At 68.2% G+C, this 26,166-nt stretch carries 18 protein-coding genes, 1 tRNA gene and 1 pseudogene; 8 read left to right on the top strand and 12 right to left on the bottom strand.

The window, feature by feature from the left end; genetic code table 11:
• Positions 1-153 precede the first annotated feature (153 nt).
• The 3 genes from QM809_RS17440 to QM809_RS17430 all read right to left on the bottom strand — a co-directional run bounded on the left by QM809_RS17440 (position 154) and on the right by QM809_RS17430 (position 8,972).
• Positions 154-3,999 carry a multifunctional oxoglutarate decarboxylase/oxoglutarate dehydrogenase thiamine pyrophosphate-binding subunit/dihydrolipoyllysine-residue succinyltransferase subunit gene (locus QM809_RS17440; protein ID WP_415046946.1) on the bottom strand — a complete coding sequence of 1,282 codons (3,846 nt, stop codon included), beginning with the start codon at positions 3,997-3,999 and terminating at the stop codon, positions 154-156.
• A gap of 165 nt (positions 4,000-4,164) precedes the next feature.
• Positions 4,165-8,103, bottom strand: coding sequence for an ABC transporter ATP-binding protein (locus tag QM809_RS17435; protein WP_415046945.1), 3,939 nt, complete (start codon positions 8,101-8,103; stop codon positions 4,165-4,167).
• Positions 8,100-8,972, bottom strand: coding sequence for a hypothetical protein (locus tag QM809_RS17430; protein WP_415046944.1), 873 nt, complete (start codon positions 8,970-8,972; stop codon positions 8,100-8,102). The genes QM809_RS17435 and QM809_RS17430 overlap by 4 nt, the downstream gene beginning before the upstream one ends.
• Positions 8,973-9,295: 323 nt before the next feature.
• On the opposite strand from QM809_RS17430, the gene QM809_RS17425 reads away from it, so the two are divergent.
• The 8 genes from QM809_RS17425 to QM809_RS17390 all read left to right on the top strand — a co-directional run bounded on the left by QM809_RS17425 (position 9,296) and on the right by QM809_RS17390 (position 19,021).
• On the top strand, positions 9,296-10,504 hold the full coding sequence (locus QM809_RS17425; protein ID WP_415046943.1) for a serine hydrolase domain-containing protein: 1,209 nt from the start codon (positions 9,296-9,298) through the stop codon (positions 10,502-10,504).
• A gap of 64 nt (positions 10,505-10,568) precedes the next feature.
• Positions 10,569-12,059 carry a DHA2 family efflux MFS transporter permease subunit gene (locus tag QM809_RS17420; RefSeq protein WP_415046942.1) on the top strand — a complete coding sequence of 497 codons (1,491 nt, stop codon included), beginning with the start codon at positions 10,569-10,571 and terminating at the stop codon, positions 12,057-12,059.
• Between the two features lie 409 nt (positions 12,060-12,468).
• Positions 12,469-14,367: a hypothetical protein gene (locus QM809_RS17415; RefSeq protein WP_415046941.1), complete on the top strand. Its 1,899-nt coding sequence runs from the start codon at positions 12,469-12,471 to the stop codon at positions 14,365-14,367.
• 164 nt (positions 14,368-14,531) lie between these two features.
• Positions 14,532-15,617 carry a metallophosphoesterase family protein gene (locus QM809_RS17410; RefSeq protein WP_415046940.1) on the top strand — a complete coding sequence of 362 codons (1,086 nt, stop codon included), beginning with the start codon at positions 14,532-14,534 and terminating at the stop codon, positions 15,615-15,617.
• A complete protein-coding gene (locus tag QM809_RS17405; protein WP_415046939.1) occupies positions 15,614-15,796 on the top strand; it encodes a hypothetical protein in 183 nt (60 codons plus the stop codon). Before QM809_RS17410 ends, QM809_RS17405 begins: the two co-directional genes overlap by 4 nt.
• On the top strand, positions 15,793-18,399 hold the full coding sequence (locus tag QM809_RS17400) for an AAA family ATPase (protein WP_415046938.1): 2,607 nt from the start codon (positions 15,793-15,795) through the stop codon (positions 18,397-18,399). The genes QM809_RS17405 and QM809_RS17400 overlap by 4 nt, the downstream gene beginning before the upstream one ends.
• Positions 18,400-18,506: 107 nt before the next feature.
• Positions 18,507-18,582: transfer RNA gene (locus QM809_RS17395), tRNA-Arg, on the top strand.
• Between the two features lie 112 nt (positions 18,583-18,694).
• Positions 18,695-19,021 (top strand): hypothetical protein, encoded by a 327-nt coding sequence (locus tag QM809_RS17390; RefSeq protein WP_415046937.1) that lies wholly within the window; start codon positions 18,695-18,697, stop codon positions 19,019-19,021.
• Positions 19,022-19,228: 207 nt separating this feature from the next.
• Here the strand turns inward: QM809_RS17390 and QM809_RS17385 are convergent.
• The 9 genes and pseudogenes from QM809_RS17385 to QM809_RS17345 form a co-directional block, all read right to left on the bottom strand.
• Positions 19,229-20,212: pseudogene (locus QM809_RS17385) on the bottom strand (recombinase family protein); the annotation flags it as partial.
• A gap of 29 nt (positions 20,213-20,241) precedes the next feature.
• A complete protein-coding gene (locus QM809_RS17380) occupies positions 20,242-21,672 on the bottom strand; it encodes a tyrosine-type recombinase/integrase (protein ID WP_415046936.1) in 1,431 nt (476 codons plus the stop codon).
• Positions 21,669-21,962 (bottom strand): helix-turn-helix domain-containing protein, encoded by a 294-nt coding sequence (locus QM809_RS17375; protein WP_415046935.1) that lies wholly within the window; start codon positions 21,960-21,962, stop codon positions 21,669-21,671. The genes QM809_RS17380 and QM809_RS17375 overlap by 4 nt, the downstream gene beginning before the upstream one ends.
• Complete coding sequence (locus tag QM809_RS17370; protein WP_415046934.1) at positions 21,959-22,594, bottom strand: ImmA/IrrE family metallo-endopeptidase; 636 nt, start codon at positions 22,592-22,594, stop codon at positions 21,959-21,961. Before QM809_RS17370 ends, QM809_RS17375 begins: the two co-directional genes overlap by 4 nt.
• A gap of 37 nt (positions 22,595-22,631) precedes the next feature.
• Entirely contained in the window at positions 22,632-23,012 is a 381-nt protein-coding gene (locus QM809_RS17365; protein WP_415046933.1) for a helix-turn-helix domain-containing protein, read from the bottom strand.
• Positions 23,012-23,680, bottom strand: a complete 669-nt coding sequence (locus tag QM809_RS17360; protein WP_415046932.1) for an antirestriction protein ArdA — start codon at positions 23,678-23,680, stop codon at positions 23,012-23,014. The genes QM809_RS17365 and QM809_RS17360 overlap by 1 nt, the downstream gene beginning before the upstream one ends.
• A gap of 106 nt (positions 23,681-23,786) precedes the next feature.
• Positions 23,787-24,095 (bottom strand): hypothetical protein, encoded by a 309-nt coding sequence (locus QM809_RS17355; protein ID WP_415046931.1) that lies wholly within the window; start codon positions 24,093-24,095, stop codon positions 23,787-23,789.
• 115 nt (positions 24,096-24,210) lie between these two features.
• A complete protein-coding gene (locus tag QM809_RS17350; RefSeq protein WP_415046930.1) occupies positions 24,211-25,221 on the bottom strand; it encodes a DNA-methyltransferase in 1,011 nt (336 codons plus the stop codon).
• Positions 25,218-26,117: a replication-relaxation family protein gene (locus QM809_RS17345; protein ID WP_415046929.1), complete on the bottom strand. Its 900-nt coding sequence runs from the start codon at positions 26,115-26,117 to the stop codon at positions 25,218-25,220. Before QM809_RS17345 ends, QM809_RS17350 begins: the two co-directional genes overlap by 4 nt.
• Between the last annotated feature and the right edge of the window lie 49 nt (positions 26,118-26,166).

The raw sequence follows: 26,166 nt of genomic DNA, 5'->3' as shown, positions 1-26,166 counted from the left end.
CTCCGGCCGGAGACGACGAAGGACCGCGCCCCCGGGACGGGTGGCGCGGTCCTTTCTGCGTCGGTCGAGTCCTCCCGCGCTGATCGGGCGGAGTTCGAGATCTCGACTCCGCCCGATCAGCGACGGTCGTGACGTGTCAGCGTCGTCGACGACTCACTGCGCGAAGGCCTCGTCGATGATCTCGGCCTGCTCGACGGCGTGGACCTTCGACGACCCCGACGACGGCGCCGACATCGGGCGGCGCGAGATCCGGCGCAGACCCGACAGCTGCTCGGGGAGCAGGTCGGGCAGCCACAGACCCAGGAACGGCCACGGACCCTGGTTCGCCGGCTCCTCCTGGACCCAGACGAAGTCCTTGGCGTTCGGGTACTGCGCCAGGGTGCGGCCCAGACGACGGTGCGGCACCGGGTGCAGCTGCTCGATCCGGACGATCGCGATGTCGGTGCGGTTCTCCTTCTTGGCCCGGGCGGCGAGCTCCCAGTAGAGCTTGCCCGAGACCAGCAGCACCCGCTCGACGCTCGCGCGGTCGAGCTTGTCGCCCTCGGCCTTGAAGTTGCCGGCGAACCGCGGATCGTCGCGCACCGAGAGGAACTTGCCCTCGGTGAACTCCTCGATCGGCGAGATCGCGGCCTTGTTGCGCAGCATCGACTTCGGGGTGAAGACGATCAGCGGACGGCTGATGCCGTCGTGCACGTGACGGCGCAGCAGGTGGAAGTAGCTGGCCGGGGTGGACGGCAGCGCGACGGTCATCGAGCCCTCGGCGCACAGCTGCAGGAAGCGTTCGATGCGGCCGGAGGTGTGGTCCGGTCCCTGACCCTCGTGGCCGTGCGGCAGCAGCAGGACGACGTCGCTGCGCTGACCCCACTTGGCCTCGCCGGAGCTGATGAACTCGTCGATGATCGACTGCGCGCCGTTCACGAAGTCGCCGAACTGCGCCTCCCAGAGCACCAGGGCGTCCGGGTTGCCGATCGCGTAGCCGTACTCGAAGCCGAGCACGGCGAACTCGCTCAGCGGCGAGTCGTACGCCAGGAAGCGGCCGGGGCCGTCCTGGGCGACGGTGTTCAGCGGCGTGTACTCCGAGCCGTTCTCCCGGTCGATCAGCACCGAGTGCCGCTGGGTGAAGGTGCCGCGGCGCGAGTCCTGACCGGACAGGCGCACGGTGACGCCCTCCTGGACCAGGGTGCCGAAGGCCATGAGCTCGGCGAAGGCCCAGTCGACGTCGCCCTTCCGGGTCATCTCCAGGCGGCGCTGCAGCACCGGCTTCACGCGCGGATGCGGGGTGAAGCCCTCCGGCACGTTCGCGAAGGCCTCGCCGATCGCGGTCAGCGCGGCCTGGGGCACCGAGGTCTTCAGGTTCACCTGCGGCGTCTGGTCGGTGAGGATCGACGGCGACGGCTCCGGGCTGAACCGGTCCAGCTCCTTGACCTCGACGAAGACCCGCTCCAGCTGGCCCTGGTAGTCGCGGAGGGCGTCCTCGGCCTCCTTGGTGGAGATGTCGCCACGACCGATCAGCGATTCGGTGTAGCTCTTGCGGACGCTGCGCAGGTTGTCGATCACGTCGTACATGGCCGGCTGGGTCATCGACGGGTCGTCGCCCTCGTTGTGGCCGCGGCGGCGGTAGCAGACCAGGTCGATCACCACGTCGCGGTTGAACGCCTCGCGGTAGTCGACGGCGAGCTGGGCGGCCCAGACGCAGGCCTCGGGGTCGTCGCCGTTGACGTGCAGCACCGGGGCGCCGATCATCTTGGCGACGTCGGTGCAGTACTGCGTGGAGCGCGAGTACTCCGGTGCGGTGGTGAAGCCGACCTGGTTGTTCACGACGATGTGGACGGTGCCGCCGGTGCGGTAGCCGTCCAGCATCGACAGGTTCAAGGTCTCGGGGACCACGCCCTGGCCGGCGAACGCGGCGTCGCCGTGCAGCATCAGCGGGAGGATGTCGAACTGCTCCTCCTCGGGGAGCAGGTCCTGCTTGGCGCGGGCGATGCCCTCCAGGACCGGGTCGACGGCCTCCAGGTGGCTGGGGTTGGCGGTCAGCGAGACGTTGATCTCGTTGTCGCCGAACATCTGGTAGTACTTGCCCTCGGCGCCCAGGTGGTACTTGACGTCGCCGGAGCCGTGCGCCTGCGAGTTGCCCAGGTTGCCCTCGAACTCGGTGAAGATCTTGGAGTAGGGCTTGCCGACGATGTTGGCCAGCACGTTGAGGCGGCCGCGGTGCGGCATGCCGATGATGACCTCTTGCAGGTTGTGCTCGGCGCTGCGGTCGATCACCGCGTCCATCATCGGGATCACCGACTCGGCGCCCTCCAGCGAGAAGCGCTTCTGGCCGACGTACTTGGTCTGCAGGAAGGTCTCGAAGGCCTCGGCGGCGTTGAGCTTGCTCAGGATGTACTTCTGCTCGGCCACCGGCGGCTTGACGTGCTTCACCTCCACCCGCTCCTGCAGCCAGCGCTGCTGCTCGGGGTCGAGGATGTGGGTGTACTCGACGCCCACGTGGCGGCAGTACGCATCCCGCAGGATCGACAGCACGTCGCGCAGCTTCATCCGCTGCTGGCCGTGGAAGCCGCCGACGGTGAACTCGCGGTCCAGATCCCACAGGGTGAGGCCGTAGGTGAGGACGTCCAGGTCCGGGTGCGCGGCGCGGGCGTCGCTGTCCATCATCAGCGGATCGGTGTCGGCCATCAGGTGGCCCCGGCTGCGGTAGGCGGCGATCAGCTCCAGGACGCGGGTGTTCTTGTCCACCGCGCCGGCCGGGATGTCGCGGCGCCAGCGGATCGGCTCGTACGGGATGTGCAGGGCGGTGAAGATCTCGTCCCAGAAGGCATCGTCGAGCAGCATGTGGTGGATGCGGCGCAGGAAGTCGCCGGACTCGGCGCCCTGGATGATCCGGTGGTCGTAGGTGGACGTCAGCGTCATCACCTTGCCGACGCCGGCGTCGGCGAGCTGCTTGTCGCTGGAGCCCTGGAACTCGGCGGGGTACTCCATCGCACCGGCGCCGATGATGGCGCCCTGGCCCGGCATCAGGCGCGGCACGGAGTGCACGGTGCCGATGGTGCCGGGGTTGGTGAGCGAGATGGTGACGCCGGAGAAGTCCTCGGCGGTGAGCTTGCCGTCGCGGGCGCGGCGCACGATGTCCTCGTACGCCTGCCAGAACTCGAAGAAGCCCATGGTCTCGCAGCCCTTGATGGCGGCGACGACGAGCGTGCGCGCACCGTTCTTGCCGGGCAGGTCGATGGCCAGACCGAGGTTGGAGTGGGCGGGGGTGACGACGTTGGGCTTGCCGTCGACCTCGGCGAAGTGGCGGTTGAGGTTCGGGAAGTCCTTGAGCGCCTGGACGATCGCGTAGCCGAGGATGTGGGTGAAGCTCACCTTGCCGCCGCGGGTGCGGGCGAGCTGGTTGTTGATGACGATGCGGTTGTCGATCATCAGCTTCACCGGGATGGCCCGGACGCTGGTGGCCGTGGGCACCTCGAGCGAGGCGTTCATGTTCTTGACGATGGCGGCGGCCGGTCCGCGGATCACCTTGGCCTCGTCGGCGACGGGCTCGGACGACGGCTTGCCCGCGGTCGCGGTGCGGCTGACGCCGGAGGCAGCCTTGGAGCCGGCGGCGACCTGGGCGGGCGGTGCCTTACGCGCGCTCTGGGTGGAGCGGGCCGGCACCGCATCGAGGGTCAGACCGGGCTTGGCCGGGGTCGGCTGCGGGATCGGGGCCGGGGCGGCGGGGGCCGCCGGGGGAGCGGCGGGGGCCGGGGCCGAGGCGGGCTCGGGCGCCGGGGCTGCGGCCGCCGGGGCGGCGGGTTCGGCCGGAGCGGCTGCGGGCGCCGCCGGAGCCGGTGTCGCGGGCGCCGCCGCGGCATCGGCGCCGCCGTTGGGCTTGTAGGACTTGAGGAGTTCGTGCCAGCTGGGATCCACCGATCCCGGGTCGGTCTGGAAACGTTGGTACATCTCCTCGACCAACCACTCGTTCTGTCCGTAGTCGGTCTCGGATGTCGAACTGCTCACAGCGTCGTCTCGCCTCTTGTGTTCGGGTGTGTTGTTCATCGCAGAGCAGGGCGCGTAGCGGTTGAAACCACGCCCCCGGCCAACCGTCGATGGTACGCGTCCGGGACGGTCTCTGCCGGGCACTTGGACCCTCCTCCGACCCGACTGACGAGTAAGTGGTCGGAATCACTCCGTGGTCTCGGCGACACGTCCGGAATCGCCGGGCTCGACGCCCGCGGCCCACAGCGCGGCGTACGCGCCGTCGGCGGCCAGGAGCTCCGCGTGCGTCCCGAGTTCGACGATCCGGCCGCCCCGCACGACGGCGATCCGGTCGGCCCGCGCGGCCGTGGCGAGCCGATGGGCGACGACCACGCTGGTGCGCCGTCGCGTGAGCGCGGACCCCGCGGCGAGGACCCGGGCCTCGGTGGCCTGGTCGAGGTTCGCGGTGGCCTCGTCGAGCAGGATCAGGTCCGGTTCCACCAGTTCCGCGCGGGCGAGCGCGATCAGCTGACGCTGTCCGGACGAGAGGCTGCGGCCCCGTTCGGTCACCGGGGTGCGCATGCCCGCGGGCAGTTCGGCGATCATCGCCGCGGCGCCGACCCGGTGCGCGGCCGCGGCGATCTGCTCGCGGGTGGCGTGCGGGCGGCCGTAGGCGATGTTGTCGGCGACGGTGCCGGCGAACGAATGCGCCTCCTGCGGCACCACCCCGAGCCGGGCGCGGTGGCGGTGCAGGTCGACGGTGCGCAGATCGACGCCGTCGACGGCCACCGTCCCGCGCACCGGGTCGTAGAACCGCGCGAGGAGTTTGACGACCGTCGACTTACCTGCTCCGGTGGGGCCGACCAGGGCGAGGGAGTCGCCCGGAGCCAGGTGGAGGTCGACGTCGTGCAGGGCGTCGACGGCGGCCCCGGAGTACCGGAACCCGACCCCGGTCATCCGCACCTCGGCGCCGCCCCGGTGATCTCGGCGGTCGGGCGGGGGGTGATCTCGACTTCGCTCGATCAGCGAGGGGGCGTCGCCGATCAGCGAGGGGGTGTCATCTATCGGTGAGGGAGCGCCGCCGTCGGTCGAGGGGGTGTCGCCGCCGGTCGCGGTCGTCTCCCGCTCCACCAGTGAACTCGGGGTGGCCAGCAGGTCGCCGATCCGGCGCAGGCCGACGGCGGCCTGCTGATAGGCGTCGAACACGGTGGTGAGCTGCTGGACGGGTCCGAACAGCAGCGCCAGATAGAGGACGAAGGCCACCAGCGTCCCGGCCGAGAGCTCTCCGGCGGCGATCTGCCGCGCGCCGATCCCGACCGCGACGGCCGTGGCGACGTCCGCGCAGAACGTGATGAACGGGAAGTAGACCGCCACCGCGCGCTGGCTCACCATCCGCGCCTCGACCCACGCGTCGCTGCGCCGGGCGAACTGCCGTCGGGCGGGTTCGGCGTGCCGGTAGGCGCGGGTGGTCTCGAGGGCGGCGATGTTCTCGTGGAAGCCGGCGTTCACCGCGGAGACCAGGTCGCGGGCCCGCGTGTAGGCGCCGCCGGCCACCCGCCGGAACCAGACGGTGGCGAGCGCCAGGATCGGGAACACCGGCGCGATCGCCAGCCCCAGGTGCCAGTCGGTGGCCAGCAGTGCGCCGAACACGCCGATCACGGTGAGCACCGCGACCACCGCGGAGGTCAGCGACGTCTGGATGAAGTTCGAGAGGGCGTCGACGTCGGTGGTCATCCGCGTCATGATCCGCCCGGACAGCTCGCGCTCGTAGTAGTCCAGGCCGAGGCGTTGCAGGTGGGCGTAGCTGCGCACGCGCAGCGCGTACAGGACGCGTTCACCGGCGCGGGCCGCCAGGAGCGTGTTCACCGCGCCGGCCAGCCACGCGAGCGCCACCAGTGCCAGGCCGACCGCGACGGCCGCCCACAGCACGTCGCCGTGGTCGTCGGCCCCGGCGTCCAGGACCACCCGGGCCAGGGACGGGAAGGCCAGGCCGATCAGGGTGTCGACCACCACGGTCGCCAGCACGACGGCGAGCAGTCCGCGCACCGGCGTGAGGATCTGGCGCAGGGAGAACGACGGGTCCTCGCGCCGGGCGTCCTCGACGTCGACACCGGGGTCCTCGTCGGCGGGCGGGAGCGCGGCCACCGCGGCGGCGAGCTCCGGAGTCGCCGGCGTCGCGCCGAGCGCGTTCGCCAGCGGTGCGCCGCCGCGGGCCCCGCCGGGGCCGTCACCCGTCGGACGCACCCGGGCGCGGGCGCGTTCGGCTGCGGGGGCCCGGGCGGGCCACAGCCGGTCCAGGGGCACCGGATCGTCCGCGGCCGCCCCGTCGTCTGCAGTCGCCCCGTCGTCTGCGGGCCGGAGGGCGGCGGGGTCGAGCGGGGTCATCAGGTCGCGGAACCGCGGACAGCGGGCGTCGAGCTCGTCGACCGTGCCGACGTCGACGATCCGGCCGCCGTCGAGCACGGCGACGCGGTCGGCGACGGCGAGGGTGGAACGACGGTGCGCCAGTAGCAGCATCGTCGTCGGCCCGGTGCCGGACTCCGCGGAGCGCAGGCGGGCGAGGATCGCGGTCTCGGTGACGGCGTCGACCGCGGAGGTGGCGTCGTCGAGCACCAGGATCCGCGGGCGGGCGTGGAAGGCCCGGGCGAGGGCGATGCGCTGGCGCTGCCCGCCGGACAGGGTGAGGCCGCGTTCGCCGACGACGGTGGCGAAGCCGTCGGGGAGCCGGTCGACGACGTCGGTGGCCGCCGCCCGGTCGACGGCGGTGCGCAGGGCCGGATCGTCGTCGGGAGGGGTGGGTTCGGGCCCGAGTGCGACGTTGGCGGCGAGGGTGTCGGAGTAGAGGAAGGGCTCGTCGAAGACGACGGTCAGGGCGCCGGCGCCGAGCAGCGAGTCCGGTGCGAGGTCGGCGACGCGGTGGCTGCGTCCGGCGGCATTGGTGAGGGCGACGGTGCCGGAGTCGGCGGGGCGGGTGCCGTCGAGCAGGGCGGCGAGCGTCGACTTGCCCGAGCCGGGGCCGCCGACCACGGCCACGCATTCGCCGGGCGCCACGGTGAGGTCCACGCCGCGCAGGACCGGCCGGTCGTCGTGGGCGAAACGGACGTCGTCGAACCGGATGCCCAGGGGGCCGTCGGGGAGCCGGGCGCTGTGGGCGAGCGCGGGGTCGCGCGGATGGTCGACGACGTCGAACACGCGGCCCGCGGACGCGGCGGCGAGTTGGGAGGCGACGACGAGGTTGGTGAGGATCCGCGCGACGCCGGTCATGGTCGCGAGGTAGGTGGAGAACGCCAGGAAGGTGCCCGCGGTGAGGTCGCCGCGCAGGGTGAGCCAGCCGCCCACCGCGATCACCAGGACCAGACCGAGTTGGGGCGCGGCGCTCATCGACGGTGTGAACCGGGCGGTGAGGCGTGCGGTCCGGAGTCGGAGCCGGTAGAGGGTGCGGCCGTGGTCGATCAGTTCGTCGGTGGCGCGGTCCTCCTGCCCGAAGCCCTTCACCACCCGGACGCCGGTGACGGTCTCCTCCACGTGTCCGGCGAGTTCGGCCGCGGCCTGCTGGGCGGCCCAGGTCGCGGCGAACAGGCGACGACGTCCCCGGTAGGCGATCAGCACGATCAGCGGGACCACGGACAGGGTCACCAGGGTGAGCGGCGGCGAGAGCCACCACATGATGCCGATCGCCAGGACGGCCTGGACGGCCCCGCCGAGCGCCAGCGGGGTCATCGCGAGCAGGCCCTGCACCACTTGCAGGTCGGAGATCGATCGGGAGACCACCTGGCCGGTCCGGAGCGTGCCGCGGGCTCGGCCGTCGACGTGCAGGAGGGTGTCGAGCATGGCCCGGCGCAGGTCGTCCTGGACGACGATGGAGAGCCGACCGGCCGTCAGGCGGCGGCCGAACTGGCACGCGTAGCGGACGGCTGCTCCGACCAGGAGGAGCGCGATGAGGGTCCCGAGGCCGACCGCGACGGGGTCGTCGCCCCCGGAGCCCGCGGCACCGGACCCGGTGGCCTGGTCGATCGCCGCGCGGGCGAGCAACGGGGTCACCAGGTCCACCGCCACCGCCCCGAGGGTGACGGCGGCGGTGATCAGGGCGAGGAGTCGGTGCCGCAGGCAGTACGCGGCCAGCCGGGGGAGACGGCCTGACGTCAAAGACGCTCGCCGTCGATCGCGCGCAGCGTCGGAGGATCGGTCGGGGTGTCGGTGAGCGCGGTCCCGGTGCCGGTGGTGCCGAGGTCGATCACCTGGCCGTCGACGTCCCAGAAGCGGGGCGGCGGACCGAACGCCTCGCGTGCGTTGCGGAGCACCATCGAGCCGAGTGCGCGGTTGCCGATGCCGCCGACCGCGGCGCCGATCCCGCCGGGGATCAGCTTGCCCACCAGGACGGGGGCGCGCCGCAGCGCGAAACGGCGGACCAGGCGCTTGGTGAGGGCGTTGTTGAGGCTCGCGAGGCGCTTGGGGGCGAGCGCCGGGCCCATCAGGCGGTTCAGCGCGTCCGTGCTCCGGGCGCCGGCCACCTTGCCGAGGGCCGAGAGACCCTCCTCGCCCATGGCGACGGTGAGGACCAGGGCGCGTCGTCGTTCCGACTCGTGCGGAGCGATGCCGTAGACCTCGGCGGTCGCCAACGCGAACAGGGCGGACGCCTCGATGAAGATCGCGGTGTCGGCGCTGAGCGCGGAGAGGGCCGTGACGGTGCCGACTCCGGGGATCGCCGCCGCGGCGCCCACCGCGCCGCCCGAGGCGGTCACGGTGTTGAGGAAACGGCGTTCCAGCCGGCGGAGCAGCTGTTCGGGGGTGTCGTCGGGGTGCTTCTCGCGGAGTCGGGCCACGTATTTGGTGACGGCCGGCTCCTGCAGTCGGTGGGCCTTCTCGACGATGCGGGTCACGAGCGCCACCGCGCGGGCGGGCACCTGCCTGTCGTCGGACTCGCCGCTCCGGGGCTCGGCCTCCGGGAGGTCCGACGGCCGGTGGACGTCGATCTCGGTGTGCGTGTCGCGGGCCTTGCTGGTCTTCTTCCGCATGGCGGTCTCCGATCTGGTCCAGAACTTTCCGGGTGTGGGGACGACACAGGTTCAACGTCGCCGGACGACGGATTGTTTCCGGTCGTCTCCGTCCGGTGCGCTGACCAGCCTAAGACTTCGGTCACGTCGCGGGGGCGGAGTGGTGTGCGCCGAGTGGATCGGGGTCCGCCGGGGCGGGGTCCGTCTCCGATTTTTCGAAACGTTAACGAATCGGATTCAGTTATGTATCGTTCGAGGATCATCGTTGGAGCCGTCGATGGGATCCATCGGCGACCGGTGCGGGAACATCGGCGACCACCGGCGCCGACGAAGGAGAATCGACCATGGCATCCACTGTTCGGCGTTCGATGCGGCGCCGCCCGGCTCCGGGGAGACGGGCGCTGGTCGCGACGGCCGTCGCGGCGGTCCTCACGACGACGGCGGCCGCCCCGGCGTCGGCCGAACCGGCCCGGCCGCTCCCGGTGGCCCCGCACATCGTGTTCTACGGGTCGCAGACGATGACACCGTCGTCGAACCCGCTGGGACTGCCGCGGGCGGTGCACGGCGACATCGACGCGTCCTACACCTACGCGGGCAGACGCACGACGGTCGCCGACTTCCTGGAGCGCACGTCCACCCGCGGACTGGTGGTGCTGCACGACGGCCGGATGGTGGCCGAGAAGTACTGGGCCGGGTACACGTCCGGCAGCAGGTTCAACTCGTGGTCGGTGGGCAAGTCGATCACCTCCACCGCGGTCGGTCTCGCGTTCTCGGAGGGCAGGATCGACTCGCTCGACGACCCGATCACCGAGTACGTCCCCGAACTGAAGGGCTCCGGATACGACGGCGTGCCGATCGAGCACATCCTGCAGATGTCCTCGGGCCAGGACTACGACGAGTCCGACTACGCGAACGTGACCGCCGGGGCCACCGGCACGACGATCCGCATGGTGGCCGGCGAGCCGCTGAAGAACCAGGCGAGACAGTCGAAGAGGGTGCGCAGGTCCGGGACCGCGTTCAACTACGCGTCGATGGACACCTTCGTCCTCGGCTGGCTGGTGACCTCGGTGACCGGCCGGTCGCTGCCGTCGTACGTGCAGCAGAAGATCTGGCACCCGGCCGGGATGGCGTCGTCGGCGGCGGTCGGGGAGGACTACCACGGTTCGCCGATCGCCTACGCGTCGTACCACGCCACGACCCGCGACTTCGCCCGCTTCGGCGAGCTGTTCGCGAACGGCGGCGAGGTGCGCGGGAGACAGGTGATCCCGGCCGAGTGGGTCCGCCGGGCGACGACGCCGCAGAGCGGCCAGGTGGCGCCGGGGAAGCTGTATCCGGGCGGCGGATCGCGGTACGGCTACGGCTACCAGTGGTGGATCGGCGAGGGCGACCGCGGGGACTACACCGCGATCGGCATCCTGGGGCAGTTCGTCTACGTGTGGCCGGCGAAGGGCATCGTGATCGCCAAGAACAGTGAAGACGCCGACGCCGAAAACCACATGGAAGAGGCGATGTCGGCATTCCGGGCGATTGCGGACAAGGTCGTCCAGGGGTGATCGAGGTGTCCTAGGGCGGTGTTAGTGTCGCGGGATCTCACCGTCCGAAAGGGGTCCACCCGATATGACCGTTCCTGCTTCTCGGCGGTTCACGCCGGTCACCGACCGGCCCTGGGCCGCTCTGCTGGCGCTCTGCGTGGGTTTCTTCATGATCCTGGTGGACATGTCGATCGTCGCCGTCGCGCAGCCGCAGATCATGGAGGCGCTCGAGGCGAGCGTCAGCGGGATCGTCTGGGTCTCCAGCGCGTATCTGCTGACCTATGCGGTGCCGCTGCTGATCGCCGGCCGGCTGGGCGACAAGTTCGGGCCGAAGACCGTCTACCAGGTCGGACTGGTCGTGTTCACGGCCGCGAGCGTGTGGTGCGGGCTGTCGTCGTCGATCGGTGAGCTGATCGCCGCCCGGGCGCTGCAGGGTGTCGGCGCCGCGCTGATCACCCCGCAGACGATGGCGCTGATCACCCGGATCTTCCCGCCGGAACGACGCGGCGCCGCCATGGGCGTGTGGGGGACCGTCGCCGGCGTGGCCACCCTGGTGGGCCCGCTCCTCGGCGGCGTCCTGACCGACGCGTTCGGCTGGGAGTGGATCTTCTTCATCAACCTCCCGGTGGGCCTGATCGGCCTGGTGCTGGCCGCGGTGCTGGTGCCCACCGTGGAGACCAACGACCACCGCTTCGACTGGGTCGGCGTGGTGCTCTCGGCGATCGGACTCACCGCGCTCGTGTTCGGCATCCAGGAGGGGCAGACGTACGACTGGGCCGTGTGGGTGTGGCTGCTGATCGCCGGCGGACTGCTGACGATGGGGCTGTTCATGCTGTGGGAGGCGCGGATGCGCGGGGAGCCGCTGGTGCCGCTCAGCCTGTTCCGCGACCGCAACTTCTCCATCGCCAACGCCGGGATCGCCTCGATGGGTTTCGCCGTCTCCGGCACGATGATCCCGCTCATGTTCTTCCTGCAGTTCGTCGGCGGGATGACGCCGACGCGTTCGGCCCTGATGCTGGTGCCGATGGCGGTGCTCACCGGGGTGCTCGCGCCGGTCATCGGTCGACTGGTCGACAAGGTGCATCCGCGCAACATCGTCGCGGCCGCGCTGTTCGGCTACGCCGTCGCACTGAGCCTGTCGGCGTGGCTGATGAAGCCCGAGACCCCGGTCTGGCTCCTGCTGATCCCGACGTTCCTGATGGGTGTCTCCAGCGCGGGGATCTGGTCGCCGCTGGCTGCGACCGCGACGCGGAACCTGCCCTGGCATGTGGCCGGCGCCGGGTCGGGCGTGTACAACACGACCCGTGTGATCGGCTCGGTGGTCGGCACCGCGGCCATCGGTTCGCTGATGATGACGCGCCTGGCCGTGGAACTGCCCGGCATGAGCATGGAACGGCACGAGGGCCAGCACGTGACGCGGTTGCCCGAGCCGTTGCGCGACGGTTTCGCCACCGCGATGGGGCAGTCGCTGTTTCTGGGCGCCGTCGCGCTGCTGCTCGGCGCGGCGGCGACGCTGTTCCTGGTGCGGCCGGGGCATCAGACGGGGGCGGCGGGTGTGAAGTCGTCGGACTCGTAGCGGGGCGGTGTCTCGACCGGTTCCGGGTTCCCGATGCGGGGACCGTGAGCCCGGGGCGGGGCTGGGGGATTGGGGGGCGTGGGGCCGGGATCGCTGGGTCGGGTCCGCGTGTCGCGGCTCCTGTTCCGTGTCGCGTTCCATCGACGGGCCGCGACCTGGAAGACGAGCCGCGACACGCTCTCTGAGAAGCCGCGACACGATCCCTGAGAGGCTGCGACACGATCCCTGAGAGGCTGCGACACGATCCCTGAGAGGCTGCGACACACCCGCTGAGAAAAAGACAAGAGAAGTTTCCTGATTCTCTCCCGTAGCGGACTGCGGTCACGTTAGCCTGGGCGCATCCATTGGAATCCGGTCCGTGACAGTGGGGTGGGGGTCAGCGGGCCATCGCACAGGAAGCGTCCTCGCCATGGGCAAGCACACCTCACGACGAACCCGGCAGGTCACCCGATCCGGGCACACCTTCAACATCTCGAAAACGGCGGTCCGCAAGGGTGCGACAGGGGCGACGGTGGTCACCGCGGCCGCCGCCGTGACCGCGAGCCTGGCGCTCGGGCCGGGTGCGGCGAACGCGGCGGCGTCGAACGAGTTGAAGGACGCGGCGGCCGCGCTTCACACCTGGGCCACCGCGGGGCAGGACCAGGCTGTCGACGCGCTCGGGATCAAGAGCGGCGGTCACCTCGGCGGGGTGGCACTGGGGCCGAACTATCTGCTGGACCAGATCCGTGCGATCGTCAACAGCGCGTTGCCCGGTGCGTCGCTGGGGGACGCGGTGGTCGATCAGATCGTCGTCCGCATCCTGAACGAACTGGGCCTCGCGCCCGGCCACGAACTGGCCATCGCCATCCTGCCGGGCGCCGCGGTCGCGGTGCCGATCGGCGAGGGAACCAGCGCGACGGCGATCTCGATCCTCGGTGTCGCACTCGCCACCGACGGGATCACGAAGATCTTCGACGACATCTGGAACCTCGGGGTCGACGACGTGCTCGGCGGTCTGATCGACGACGGTCTCCTCGATGGTCTGGGGTTGCCGGGGATCGGTGACCTCCTCGACGTCCCGACCTTGGGCGAACTGATCGAGACCGTGACGCAGGGCGAGGTGACGCGCGCGGACCTGCCCGCGGATCAGGTCTTCTGTCTCGGCGGTTTCGCGTACGCCAATTCCGGCTCCGCGGGTACGTGCGTCAACGTCGCGGCGCTGATCGACGGCCGCTACAACAAACCGACCGGCGAGGTCCAGCTCGGTCTCACCAATCCGCTGTCGGTGCTCAACTACCTCGTCGACCCCATGTCACTGCTGCCGGTGGTAGGGAACGCGCTGACCGGTCAGCCGATCTATCTGCTCAAGGACTTCGCTCGAGTCAGCGTCAACGGCCCGGACTATCTGGCCGCCCTCACCAGCAGCTACGGGTTCGAAGCACTGCCGGGCGGAGCGCCGATCACCGTGAACTGGCTCGGATCCAGCGTGCAGTTGTTCCCCGAGACCGCCGCGGTCCACGGGACGGGCGGCCTCATTCCGGGGTTGGGGACGCCGTCGCCGTTCGTCAACTACCTCAGCATGCCGAAGGTCGCTTTCGGCCTCCCGACCGACATCTCGCAGATCATTCCGTCGGTCGACTTCTCCAAGTTCAACATCTTCGACCTCTACACGGTCGACGGCTGGAGCACGAACGGCCTCTTGCAGGGCAATCTCCCGAAGGGGCAGGTGGGCCCCATGCTGCAGCTGCTCGGTCAGTTGGGGAACATCCTGCAGACGCTCACGTCCGTCTCTGGCACCTCGGCATCCGGTCAGGCGCGCAGCGGCACAGACACCTCGCTGATGAAGGCGAAGGTTGGCGAGCACGGTGCCGTGACACTGTGGCCGGTCAATAAGGAGAAGACTGGGGCCACGAAGAATGTTTCTGCTCTCAAGCGCGGCGTCGTGAAAGAGGATACGGAGGAGTCGGCAGAGGATACGGAGGCCGGTTCGGACAAGCCCGAAGACGATCCTCGGCCGAAGACCCCGTTCGAGAGAACATCTCCGCGTAAGACTCCGCCGTCCGGGGGCCCGGGGAGCGATTCCAGTGATTCCGAGGAAGGGGAGGACAGCGCTCGCACACCCGGTGACGGCGGGAGGCACACGCCCAAGCTCGGTGGCGGGGTCAAGATTCCGAAGCTCGGCGGCGGGGGCCGCATCCTCCCTGGTGGAGACAGGAACGACACTCCGCCCAGCAAGGACAAGAGTGACGACTCCACCACTGATGCGGATCCGCCCGCAGCGACGCAGTCGAAGCGACCACGTCCGAAGTTGAGGCTCTCGGTGGGGTGACCGCCGTCCCCGGCCGAACCCCGTCGTGAGGTCTGCCGCCGACGTGTCCGGGTGAGCCCGAGCCGTTCGAGCCGTGGTCGCGGAGGTGCGGCCTGAGACGGTTCTGTCGGTGCCCTGCCATACCATCGTCTGGATGAAACGATCGAGGGGATGAGGTGGCCGGGATGACGGTACCGCTGTTCGACCTGCCGGAGGCCGACCGGGCGGGCACTCCGGCTCGAGGGGAGCGGTCCAAGAAGGCGAAGAAGCCGGCACCGCAGCGGGAGGTCGTCTTCCTGCACACCGCGGACTGGCAGTTGGGCATGACCCGGCATTTCCTCCCCGGTGAGGCGCAGGCGACGTACGACGCGGCCCGGCAGGAGGCCGTCGTCGAGATCGGTCGGCTGGCCGAGTCGACCGGCGCGGAGTTCGTGGTGGTGTGCGGTGACGTGTTCGACGATCCCCGCGTCTCGTCCCGGATCATCCGGCGCACCCTGGATGCGCTCGCGGACTACCCGGTGCCGGTCTACCTGCTGCCCGGCAACCACGACCCCCTCAATGCGACCAGCGTCTACCGCAGCACCGTGTTCCGGAGTTCGTGCCCGGAGAACGTCCACGTGCTCGACCACGCGGGGATGTTCCAGGTGCGCGAAGGCATCGTCCTCGTCGCCGCACCGTGGACCAGCAAACGTCCGGACGGCGACCTGATCGCCGCGCAACTCGGTCGTCTCGAACCGTCCGACGAAATCCGGATCGTCGTCGGTCACGGCGGCGTCGACACGCTCAGCCCCAACGACGACGCGGCGATCGTCGCCGAGGCGGGCCTGCGCTCGGCCGTCGACGACGGTCTGGTCGACTACATCGCGCTCGGCGACCGCCACTCGGTGACCAGCCTCGGCGACTCCGACCGGATCTGGTACTCCGGGGCGCCCGAGGTGACCGATTTCGACCACCGGGAGAAGGACTCCGGGCAGGTGCTCCAGGTGTCTCTGCGCCGCGGACCGGAGACGAGTGTCGAGGTGATCCCGCACCGGGTGGGGGCGTGGTCCTTCCTCGGGCATCGAGCACGACGTCGCCGGCCCCGAAGACCTCGATACGCTGCGCGAACGCCTCGCGGAGCTGCCGGACAAGGCCCGCACCGTCGTCAAGCTCGCCCTGATCGGCACGTTCGGTCTCGCGGAGGACGCGGCGTTCGACGACCTGATGGAGGAGTACGCCGATCGTTTCGCCGCCCTGCGCATCTCGGCGCCGGAAGCACGATCTCACGGTGATCGCCGACCCGTCGGACGTCTCCGAACTCGGTCTCCGCGGATACGCGGCACAGGCCGCGGACGAGCTCGTCGAACGGGCGGCCTCCGACGATCCCGCCGCCGCGGCCGCCGCACGCAGCGCGTTGACGCTGCTGTTCCGGCTGGCCGGCACCGGTGAGCGTCAGGAGGTACGACGATGAGACTCCACCGTCTGTCGGTCAAGGACTTCCGGGGCATCGACGATCGCGAGATCTGTTTCGCCGAGACCGGTGTCACCGTGGTGGAGGGGCCGAACGAGGCGGGCAAGTCGTCGATGATGGACGCCTTCCACCTGCTTCTGCGGACGCGTGCGGACTCCAAGAGCGCCGAGGTGAAGGCGATTCAGCCCTCGGGGCGCGATGTCGGCTCCGAGGTGACCGCCGACGTCAGCTGCGGTCCCTACCGGTTCACCTACTTCAAGCGTTTCAACCGGCGGGCCGCCACCACGCTGACCGTCTCCGAGCCCGTGCATGAGCAGCTGACCGGGCGGGAGGCGCACGACCGCGTCGTCGCCATCATGAACGACTCGCTCGACGACGCGCTCTTCCAGGCGCTGCGCGTCGTGCAGACCGAGGCGCCGGATCTGGGGACGTTGACCGACTCCTCGGCGCTGGCGCGAGCCCTGGACCGGGTGGCTGCGCCGTCTCGGGCCGGGGCCGACGACGATGCGGACGGCGACGCGGAGGCGCAGGCCCTGATCGAGGCCGCGACCTCCGAATACCTGCGGTACTACACGCTCAAGACCGGTCGGACGGCCGGGGAGCTGGCCGAGGCGGAGAAGGCCCTGCAGTCGGCGCAGGCGGACGTCGCCGACCTCGTCGAGCAAATGCAGAGCGCGGAGGAGGCCACCGCGGCTCTGCCCGAGGTCGAGCAGGAGCACCGGGACACGGTCGGTCGGGTGTCGCTGGCGGAGGCGGCGTTCGCCGAGGCCGGTACACGGGTCGCCGAGGCCGAGAAGGCCACGGCGCAGCTGGCGCAGGCGCAGGAGCGGGCGCGCGGGTGCGGAGTCACCGTGGAACTGCGTGAACGAGACCTGGCCGAGCGTGAGACCGCCGAGAAGCGGGTGGCCAGGCTCGTCGAGCAGGCCACGGCCGACGAGGCCGTGGTGCGTGATCAGCTCGATCAGGCCGAGACCGCCGACGCCGAATGCCGGAAGCTCGAGCACGCGCTGACGGAGGCCCAAGAGGATCTCACGCGGATCCAGCGGGAGCTGGCCGCGGCCGAGGCCGCGGAGCAGGCGGGGCGGAACAGGGCGCGGATCGCCGCCATCGACGCCGCGCTGGACGAGGCGCACACCCTCTCCCGGCAGCGGGAGCAGGTGGCCGCGGAGGTCGAGTCGAATCCGGTGTCGGCGGAGCACGTCGCCGCGGCTCGCCGGTTGCGCGACGAGATGGTGCAGGTCCAGGCGCAGGTGGACGCGATCGCGGCGACCGTCGAGGTCACCCGGACCGGCGCCGCCGAGGTCGTGGTGGACGGGGACTCGATCACCGAGCCCACGGTGTTCACCGCGGTCGGCGAGACGGTGGTCGAGGCGCCCGGGGTGCGCGTGGTGGTGCGCGGCCCCGCGGACGCGCAGGCTCTCGCGGCGCGACTGGAGGGTCTCCGGGCGGAGGAGAGCGACCTCCTCGCTCGGTGCGGTGTGGAGTCGCTCGACCGGATCCCGGTCCGGGCCGACGCCCGAAGCGCGGGGGAACAAGCCCTGAAGGCGATCGACGACGCACGACGCCGCATCCTCGGCGATGCCGCCGAGGACGGACTGCGCGCCGAGCGCGATGCGCTCGCGGCGGCGCTGCCGGACGTCGCCGACCCGGAGGATCTGCGGTCCGTGGCCGAACTGCGATCCGCTGAACGCGAACAGACGGTGGTGGTCGCGCGCGCCGGAACGGAACTGGCCGAGCGGCGCGGTGTCGCCGATCGGTGCCGGGCGCGCGCCGAGGCCGGCACCGTGGCGGCCGAGCGTGCGCGTGCGGCGGTCAAAGCCGGGCGGGCGGCGCTGTCGGAGCAACGATCGAAGAACAGCGACGATGCGCTGCGCGGCGCGCTGGTCACCGCGCAGAACGATCTCGTGCGGGCGATCGACATCGTCGTCGCATGCCGTCGGGAGGCGGAGGGGCAGGACCTGCCCGCGCTGCGGGCGGCGTGCGACGAGGCCGAGAAGAATCTCGACCGGAACCGGGTGCGGCTGGCCGAACTGCAGGAACGACGGACGCGACTGCGGACGATCCTGGAGCAGTGCCGCGAAGAGGACCGGATGGATCGCCTGGCCGCGGCCGAGGACGCCGAACGCGCCGCACAGGCGGATCTGGACCGGGTCCGGGAGCGTGCGGCCGGCGCCCGGCTCCTCTACGACACGCTGTGCGCGAAACGCACCGAGAGCAGGTCGCGCTATGTCGAACCCTTCACGCGTCGACTCGAGGAACTGGCCGAGCCGGTGTTCGGGGAGTCGGTGCGCTTCGAGGTGTCCGACGACTTCACCATCGCCAGGCGCATCCTCGACGGCGTCGCCGTGGACGTGAAACAGCTCTCCGGAGGTGCTCGCGAACAGCTCGGCCTGATCGCCCGGCTGGCGTGCGCGATGATCGTCGACCAGAACGACGGCGTCCCGGTGATCCTCGACGACACCCTCGGCTACACCGACCCGGAGCGGCTCTCCGCCATGGCCCGGGTGCTGGGCAGCGCGGCCGACGACGCACAGATCATCGTGTTGACGTGCACCCCGGCCCGGTTCGCCGGGGTGCCCGACGCGACGGTCGTCACGGTGTAGCCGCACCGACTCGGAAGGAACCTCGCCGACCTGCGACGACGTGCCGAACCGGACCCCGTTTTGGGGTGTGGCACCGTGGTGCGCTAGTCTTTCATTCGTCCCGGTGAGCCCCCCTAGCTCAGGGGATAGAGCGTCTGCCTCCGGAGCAGAAGGTCGTAGGTTCGAATCCTACGGGGGGCACCATAGGTAGTTCATTCAAACCCACGCCATCGCGCGTGGGTTTGTCTTTTTCTCCGAGGTCAGGGCCGTTTCCCGGTTCAGGATCCGGCGTCCGGGTCGCGGGATCCGTCGGGACGTGGAGGCGCGACGCCGTGGAGACGATCGTCTTCAGGGCGTTGAACGGTTCATTGAGGACACCGGTAGCCTCGTCGTCGCTGATCTCGATCCGTTCGAAGAACGCCTGATTGAAGAGTCGGCGGATGTGTGGCTGGGCGGCGAGGTAGCCGTAGTGGCAGTTCTCGGCGTACTTGAGCGTGAGCTGGAGGTTGGCTTCGAGTGCGTCGACGGACGAAACAGTGGCTGTGATCTTGCTCTCGACTGCGGCAAGCTGCCGGGAGATACGTTCCTGCTCGTCCTTGAGGAGTTCGAGCGGCACAGCGCCGGCGTAGTGGGCTCTCAGTAGCTGCGTGCGCTCCGTAGTGAGGCGATTCCGTTGCGTGGCTAGGTGCTGGCGTTCGCGCTTGGCCTCGGCCTGCAGGGTGGCAAGTTCCTTGACAACGAACTCCTCGACGGAGGCGCGTTGTTCGGCGGTGAGCTGGATGGATTGGTAGAGGTCTTCGACCATGCCCTCGACGACTTCGATGAGCATGGCCTTCTGGCGGCAGTCTGTGCGCTTCTGGTGGCGGCCGACGCACATGAAGTACGGGTAGACGGTGCCGTAGCGATTCTTTGCCATCGTGATGACGAGGCGGCTGCCGCAGCGGCCGCAGAAGACGGAGGACTTGAGGTAGTGCGGGTGGTCGCGTTGCTTCTCTCCGCTGGCGTGCTCGCCGAGGACGTCCTGCACTCGTTCCCAGACTTGTGGGTCGACAAGCGGTTCATGGCGACCGGGGTAGTTCACGCCACGGTAGGTGACTTCGCCCTTGTAGTACGGCGTGCGCAGGATCTGTTGGAGGGAGTTGATCTTGATGGGGCCGCCGGGACGATTGCGGGTCGGGCGTGAGGTGAGGCCGCGGTCTTCGAGGGCGGCTGCGAGTCGACTAAGTGTCCAGTCTCCGGTGGCGTACTGCTCGAACGCCCAAGCGATGTGCGGCCCGCGTTCGGGGTCGATGTCGACGGTCTTGACGCTTTTGCCTTCGTCGTTGATGACGCTGACGTTGCGGTAGCCGAGTGGGGCTCGTCCCGGCGTGCCGCCGGTGCGGGCTTTTTGCTCCATGCCCTTGATGACTTCGGTGGCGAGGTTCTGCGAGTAGAACTCGGCGATCGAGCTCATAATGCCGTGGAGCAGCATGCCGGAGGCGGTCTCGTCGATGTTCTCCGAGGCTGAGACGAGCTTTGCTCCACCACTCTGGATTGCCATGTGGATCGCTACGTCGTCGGCTCGGTTGCGTGCGAGTCGGTCGACCTTGTGGACGATGACGTAGTCGACCGAGTTCTCCTTGAGGTAGCGCAGCATTTCCTGAAGCTTCGGACGGTCGGCGGAGCGAGCGGATTCGCCTGCGTCGATGAACTCAGCGATAACTTCTGCGTCAAGTGCTTCGGCTCTTCGAACGCATGCGTTACGCTGCGCTGGGATGGAGAATCCCTCGGCTTCGCCTCCTTTCTGTGCTTGGTCTTTGGTGGACACGCGAAGGTAGATGACTGCCTGTGTCATGACGTAGCTCCTTGGGTGGATCGGGTGTGCTATATGTAGCGAGCGGGTAGTGATTCGGTGACAGCTAACCTGACAGCAACGTAGCCAAGTATTTGCATGTAAGCGTGGCTGCGTAGTTGGTTGACAACAGAGGTGAAGCGTGAGTTTATTCCGTCCCCGGGGCTCCTCTTAAGCAGGGTGTCGAGGGTTCGAGCCCCTCCTGGCCCTCCATAGAATTTCAAGCCATCCCTTCTCTGTTGAGTGGGGTGGTTTTGTTTTTGTAGCGTTGGAGTTTCAATGCTGGTTTTTGAGTTTGACAGCAGCGTTTGACAGCTACGCGTGCTGTCACCTCCAGATAGTTGCTGTGCAATCCTGTCGAGCGCTTCGCGCTGCCCTTCTGAATCTCCGTGCTGGTAGATCTGTTGTGTTGTCGTGATGTGGGCATGACCCAGAATTAGTTGGATGTCTCGATCAGCTACTCCGAGGTTTTTGAGTAGCGTGGCCGTGGAGTGGCGCACATGGTGCAACTTGATTCTTCGCAGTCCGGCGCGTTCGCGGATTGCATGGAATCTTCGGGCGAAGTTTCGTGGCCAGATTGGTGTTCCTGTTGAACTCAAGAACACCAAGTCGCCCATCTCTGGCGGATTGTCTTCGTGGGCGGTTTTCTTGGTGTCTCTGTGCTGGGAGAGGGTATCTTTCGCTGCGGGTATGAGTGGGATTGATCGTTCGCCCGCGTCGGTCTTGATATCTCCAATCTGGAGTTCGTTCTTGATCTGCTGCAATTGCTGCCTGACGTGTATGTGGTTACCTTGCCAGTCGATGTCCTGCCAGCGCAGTCCGAGCACTTCTCCTCGACGTAGGCCATACAGGGTTAGGAGATAAAACGCGGGATACAGCGGATCGTCCTTGGCTTCGTCGAGGAACCGAGTGACTTCGTCGGCTGTCCAAGGCACGATCTCCGACCGCTTGCCAGCGCGGAGCTTGACGAGGCGTGCGACGTTCCTTGTGACGATCTCTTCTCGCATGGCGTTGGTGAGTGCGGCGCTGAGTACCTTGCGGGCGTTTCGCACGGTGTTGAGGGTCTTACCGCTGGCGATCTGCTCGTTGAAGGTTCGCTGCAGGGTGCTGACGCTGAGTCGGCTGAGCGGGATCGCCCCGATGTACGGACGTAGATGGAGGCGGATCGTCGACTCGTAGCCTTCGAGGGTCTTGGGGCGGAGGGCGGTCTCGCCGACTGACGCGACGTTGGCCATCCAGTAGTCGAGGTACTCGCCGACGCTCCACGCGCGGTCTGCGACGGGCAGGCCGGCTGAGGCGTGGTTCAGGAGTTTCACCAAGGCGTCGTGCGCCTCCTGGCGAGTCTTGCCGTACACATAGACGCGACGTCTCCGGCCAGTGGCGGTCGTAAGGTAGGTCGAGCCCGAGTAGCGTCCGTCCTTGCGCTTGTAGATCGTCCCTTCGCCATTGGTGCGCCGGCTCATCGCGAGCCTCCGTGTCGCTGTGACTCGCGGATGAAACGGTGCAGCTCCGATACGGCGACGAGGCGGCGCGCTCCGATTTTCACGGAGGCGATCTGGTTGTCGTTGAGGAGTCGGTAGACCGACCACCGACTGACGTTCAGCCTGCGCATGACGTCCTCGATCGTGAGGAGTTCGGTCGTAGCAGTAGCAGGCTCCGTCGTGAAGGGCTGTTCAGCAGCGAGCGTGATCGCCAGCTCCGCGATGAGCTTCTGGGCGTGTGCGAGTTTGTCTGGGGTGAGCACGGCCGTCATGAGCGTGCTCCAGCGGGCATCGGTGCTCGGTTCCACGCAGACGCTTCTCGCGGCGGCACGCACCGACGTACAGGTTCGTAGTCCCGGTCGACCAGTCCTATCTGATCCACTCGGTACTTCATCGCTTGCTCAGATACTTGGAAGTGTGCAGCGAGGTCGGGAATGCGTTGGATTCCGCGGCCCCACGCTTGTTTGACGAGTCGTCGTGGCATGAGGAGGCAGGCGGCGAAGTAGTCGGCGGCGGCTTCGCGCTGGTTGACTGCTCGGCGTGAGTCGGGGTACAGGCGGTCTGTGGCGCCGTGGTCAATGATGTGCTTGTACTCGTGGGCGATCGTGAAGCGCTTACGGACTCGGCTGTCATAGCGGTTGACGTGGATGACCCATCGTCGGCTGCGGGGATCCCAGAAGCTGGCTCCGGCGACGGGCTGGTCGACGTAGCGCACGCTGATCTTCGGCAGTGTCGTGATGATCTCGACTGGTGTCGGTCCGGTGGTGACGTTGTTGAGTTCTAGGAGTCGGTTGGCGTGGAGTTCGGCGATCCGGAGTGCTTCGGGCCACGTGACTTGGTTGTGTCCGGGAATGCACGACCGGAGACGTGCCAGAGTGCTTGGTTGTGGTTGATGGGTGTTCATGGTGACGTCTCCTTTCGTTGTCGTGGATATATTCGAACTATTCGTCCTCTCCGGGGCGTGGCCCGCTGGACTCGGTAATGCCGTAGTCTTTAGCGACTTTGGCGAAGTGTGCAGCTATTTCTCGCTGTGCTTTCGGTGGAAGGTGCTTGTATTTGGTGCGTAGGTACGGGGTCAGTGCGGGCAGGTCGTCGGACTCGATCATGTCGGCGGCAGCCAGCACTTCTGTCATGGGTGCGCCGACGACACTCGCGATGGCGCTGAGCTTGTCTACGGATGGGCTATGTTCGCCGGCTTCGAGTCGGGTGACCGTTGTCGGGGAGACGGCGGCTCGTCGGGAGACTTCCGAGGCAGATATGCCGAGCTTCATGCGATAGTTCCGTATGACTTGGCCTACTTCGACGATTACGGATTTGTCCATTATTTTCCGTTCCTTTCTTTCTCTATTTTCCGCGAATTCGTGCAAATATGCAACGATATTTCATTTAATAACAACATCTTTAAGGGGTGAAAATGTCGATCGTGCCGTCTCCGCGTTCGACTGTCTCCCACTCGATTTTCACCAGTTCGATGAGCGACTGGCGGTCGATGGCCAGGTGGCTTCCTATGGATGATGTTGTCTGGAGTTTTTCTAGTTCGTCGTCCCATCCCCAGTCGGTGATGGAATGCGTCGATGAAGGCTTCGATACTCGGGTAGTTGCCTGCGTAGCGGTTGGTGAAGTCTTCTTCGCTCGCCTCGTCGATCCCGACGTGCTGGGTGTAGGTGGCGTAGGCCTCGCCGTGTTCGGCGATGAGTTTCGCGGTGGTCACGACGTCGTCGATCTGTTCGTATTCGTCGAGGCGTAGTGAGCCGAATTCGTCGTAGTCGTGGATGGCGAACTCTTCGGCGTCGGGTTCTGGTGATGTGGCGAGTATGGCGGCGATCTCGCTGGAGACGGTTTCGGTGTCGGTGGTGGCGTCGATCCAGCGGCCGTGGAGTCGTCCGTTGTTGTAGTCGGCCAGTGAGGCGACGTAGATCCGTGGTCGTAGCGGCTGCGGTTCTCGTTCGGGCTCGGCTGGCTCGGGGTGGGTGTCGTGGTGTTTCTTCATGGGTGATTCCTCCTTCCGGGTTCGTTGTTGTTGGTGGGATGTGCGGGACAGGGAGAGCGGCGAGGGGAACTCGCTGCTCATCCCTGCCCGCGGTGAGGACGGAGAGCTATGTGCTCGATCCTCGGGTTCCGCGCTTGGCGGCCGGTTTGGCAGGCGGCGTCGGGTCGAACAGGCTGGCCAGTGCTGCCTTGCGGGCGGCGGCTTCCTGTTCGATCTCGGCGGCTGCTTGGTTGGCACGGGCAGCCAGATCGTCGGCAGTGCGGGCGGCCTCGATGTGGGCCGTCAGCGCTTTCTTGATCTCGTCGGTGATCGTGGTGTCGCGGAGCGACGCGATCATGGTCAGCTGGCCGTGGGTGGCCGGGTCCAAGCGGATGGCGAGGGTTTTGATACCCCCGCTGGAGTTCGGTGCCGACATGGCTCCTCCTCGGTGTGGTGCGATCAGGAACGGTGCGTCGTGGTTCGACGCGCCTTGGGGATTCCTGACCGCAGGCCACCGATGAGGCGACCGAAACCGGCAGCCGGGTGCGGGGTCACGGTGGTGAGGCTGTGGCGACGCGGTGGCGGGCGGCGTCGGCGAAGTCGGGATTGAGTTCGATCCCGTACCAGTCCCGGCCGAGGGTTTTGGCGGCCACCGCGGTGGTGCCCGAGCCCATGAACGGATCGCAGACCAACCCGGGTTCGCTGGCGACGCGGCACTCGCAGGTCGGCGTGAGCGCCAACCGGGTGGCGGTTTCGCCGAGCCGCTCGACTGGCCGTACATGCGGTGCACGGCAACGGGCGCAGCGTCGTTCGGGGCAACCTGTTACGACCATGCGGGAGGCCAACCGCAGCGGGAACGTGGCGTGGTGGTCGCCGTGTCCTCGGCTGGCGGCCAGAGTCCAGAGGTCACCGGGGTTCTTGCCGAGCGGATGGCCGCTGATCCCGCGCTGGTGCATACGCGCCAACCCGTCGGCCGGACTGCTGTGGCTACCGCGCCAAGATTCATGTCCTCGCAGGTCAACAGGGCTCTTACGTGGAGTGCTCGCCGGTTGTTTGAGTGGCTGGCGAATACTGTCGAGGTCGAAGTAGTACCTCGGTGCTCGGGCGAAGATGTAGATGTATTCCCAGCTGCTGGTGAGTCGGTCGCGGACACTGCTCGGAGTCGGATTCGGCTTATGCCAGACGACTTTCGAACGCAGGATCCAACCCCGGTCGACCATCGCCAGCGCGAGTCGTTCGGGCCCGAGCAGCAGACTCTTACGAGGCGCGCCATCCTTCTTGGCGGTGGCGAAGGTGTCGCCGACATTGAGCCAATACGTGCCGGTCGGGACGAGGACGCGGGTGGCTTCGTCCGCGATGGCCAGCATGTCGGCAACCCAGCCTTCGATAGAACTCTCCGCGCCGATCTGTCCGTCGACGTCGTAGTCCCGTAGCCGGTAGTACGGCGGCGAGGTCACGATCTGGTCGACCACGCCACCCGGTAGCCGGCGCAGTTCGTCGAGGGCGTCACCGTGGCGGATGACCCGTCGTGGCACATCGTCCGTGGCGGTCGCGGCGTTCATGGCTGCACCTCCTCGGCAGGGTCGCAGAGGCCGGCAACCGTGGCAGTCAGGCCTTCGGCGTCGGTGACGTGGACGAGTTGCGCGGGAATCTGGCGATCCCGCCTCAGCGCGGCGGCGAGTTGTTCGGCACGAACCGCTGGCGCGGTACGCATACCCGGATACAAGGCCACGACCACTGGCGGGAACGCGCCGTACCGTTCCTGCTCGACCCCTGTGCGCCGGTAGTCCTCGTAGGCTGCCATCTGGCGCAGGACGGTCGGGATGGACTCGCTACCCCGGTCGATCTCGACGAAGTAGCCCCACACGTCCTCACCGCGAGCGACTTCGACGTACAGGTCCGGTTTGAGCGTGGCCAGCGACGCAGCACGTTGGTGTCGTCGCCATGACGCCGGTTCGGCCTGCCAGCACACGAGCGTCACGCCGTATGCGGGCAGTCCGGTCGTGAGTCGGACGAGGGCGTCGCCGATGTCCAGACAGTGCTGCACGAAGCGCGTGGACGGCTCGCTGTAGCGGCGACGTTCGGTGCGGCCGTGCCACTGACGAAGCAGCCGATCACCCGCATTCGTCAGATGGACGACCAACCCGCTGCTCCCGGAGCGCAGTCCACCCACCCGTCGAGGCAGCGGTGTCACGAGCCCGAGCTTGGTCAGCTTGCCGACTGTCCGGCGCGTCGATCGCTCACTGGGACTCGGGGCTTGTCTTGCGTCGTCGGCCAACACATGGAGCGTCGTGGCGGCTGCGAACCGGAGTCGGTCGACCAGTCCCAACACCGTCCGGTCCCGTTCGCCCAGACGTGCGGCGATCGTTTCCAGCCGGCGACCGGAGATCCGCGCCGGGGAAGAAGACGGGACACCGTCTTTCGTTACCCGTATCCGCCCGGATTCACCGTTGACCACCGTGTTTGCTCCATCGTTTCCGGAAGCGGTCGGACGCCCGATTGGACGC

Source organism: Gordonia sp. (in: high G+C Gram-positive bacteria) (assembly GCF_047600385.1).
Taxonomy (GTDB): domain Bacteria; phylum Actinomycetota; class Actinomycetes; order Mycobacteriales; family Mycobacteriaceae; genus Gordonia.
Note: the sequence above shows the minus strand (reverse complement) of the source record. Positions and strands in the feature narration are given on the sequence as shown.

Coding starts and splice junctions, on each gene's coding strand:
- QM809_RS17420 (WP_415046942.1), top strand. CDS start 10,569: ATGACCGTTCCTGCTTCTCGGCGGTTCACGCCGGTCACCGACCGGCCC.
- QM809_RS17365 (WP_415046933.1), bottom strand. CDS start 23,012: ATGGACAAATCCGTAATCGTCGAAGTAGGCCAAGTCATACGGAACTAT.
- QM809_RS17375 (WP_415046935.1), bottom strand. CDS start 21,962: ATGACGGCCGTGCTCACCCCAGACAAACTCGCACACGCCCAGAAGCTC.
- QM809_RS17430 (WP_415046944.1), bottom strand. CDS start 8,972: ATGCGGAAGAAGACCAGCAAGGCCCGCGACACGCACACCGAGATCGAC.
- QM809_RS17400 (WP_415046938.1), top strand. CDS start 15,793: ATGAGACTCCACCGTCTGTCGGTCAAGGACTTCCGGGGCATCGACGAT.
- QM809_RS17355 (WP_415046931.1), bottom strand. CDS start 24,095: ATGTCGGCACCGAACTCCAGCGGGGGTATCAAAACCCTCGCCATCCGC.
- QM809_RS17360 (WP_415046932.1), bottom strand. CDS start 23,680: ATGAAGAAACACCACGACACCCACCCCGAGCCAGCCGAGCCCGAACGA.
- QM809_RS17425 (WP_415046943.1), top strand. CDS start 9,296: ATGGCATCCACTGTTCGGCGTTCGATGCGGCGCCGCCCGGCTCCGGGG.
- QM809_RS17350 (WP_415046930.1), bottom strand. CDS start 25,221: ATGAACGCCGCGACCGCCACGGACGATGTGCCACGACGGGTCATCCGC.
- QM809_RS17415 (WP_415046941.1), top strand. CDS start 12,469: ATGGGCAAGCACACCTCACGACGAACCCGGCAGGTCACCCGATCCGGG.
- QM809_RS17410 (WP_415046940.1), top strand. CDS start 14,532: ATGACGGTACCGCTGTTCGACCTGCCGGAGGCCGACCGGGCGGGCACT.
- QM809_RS17380 (WP_415046936.1), bottom strand. CDS start 21,672: ATGAGCCGGCGCACCAATGGCGAAGGGACGATCTACAAGCGCAAGGAC.
- QM809_RS17370 (WP_415046934.1), bottom strand. CDS start 22,594: ATGAACACCCATCAACCACAACCAAGCACTCTGGCACGTCTCCGGTCG.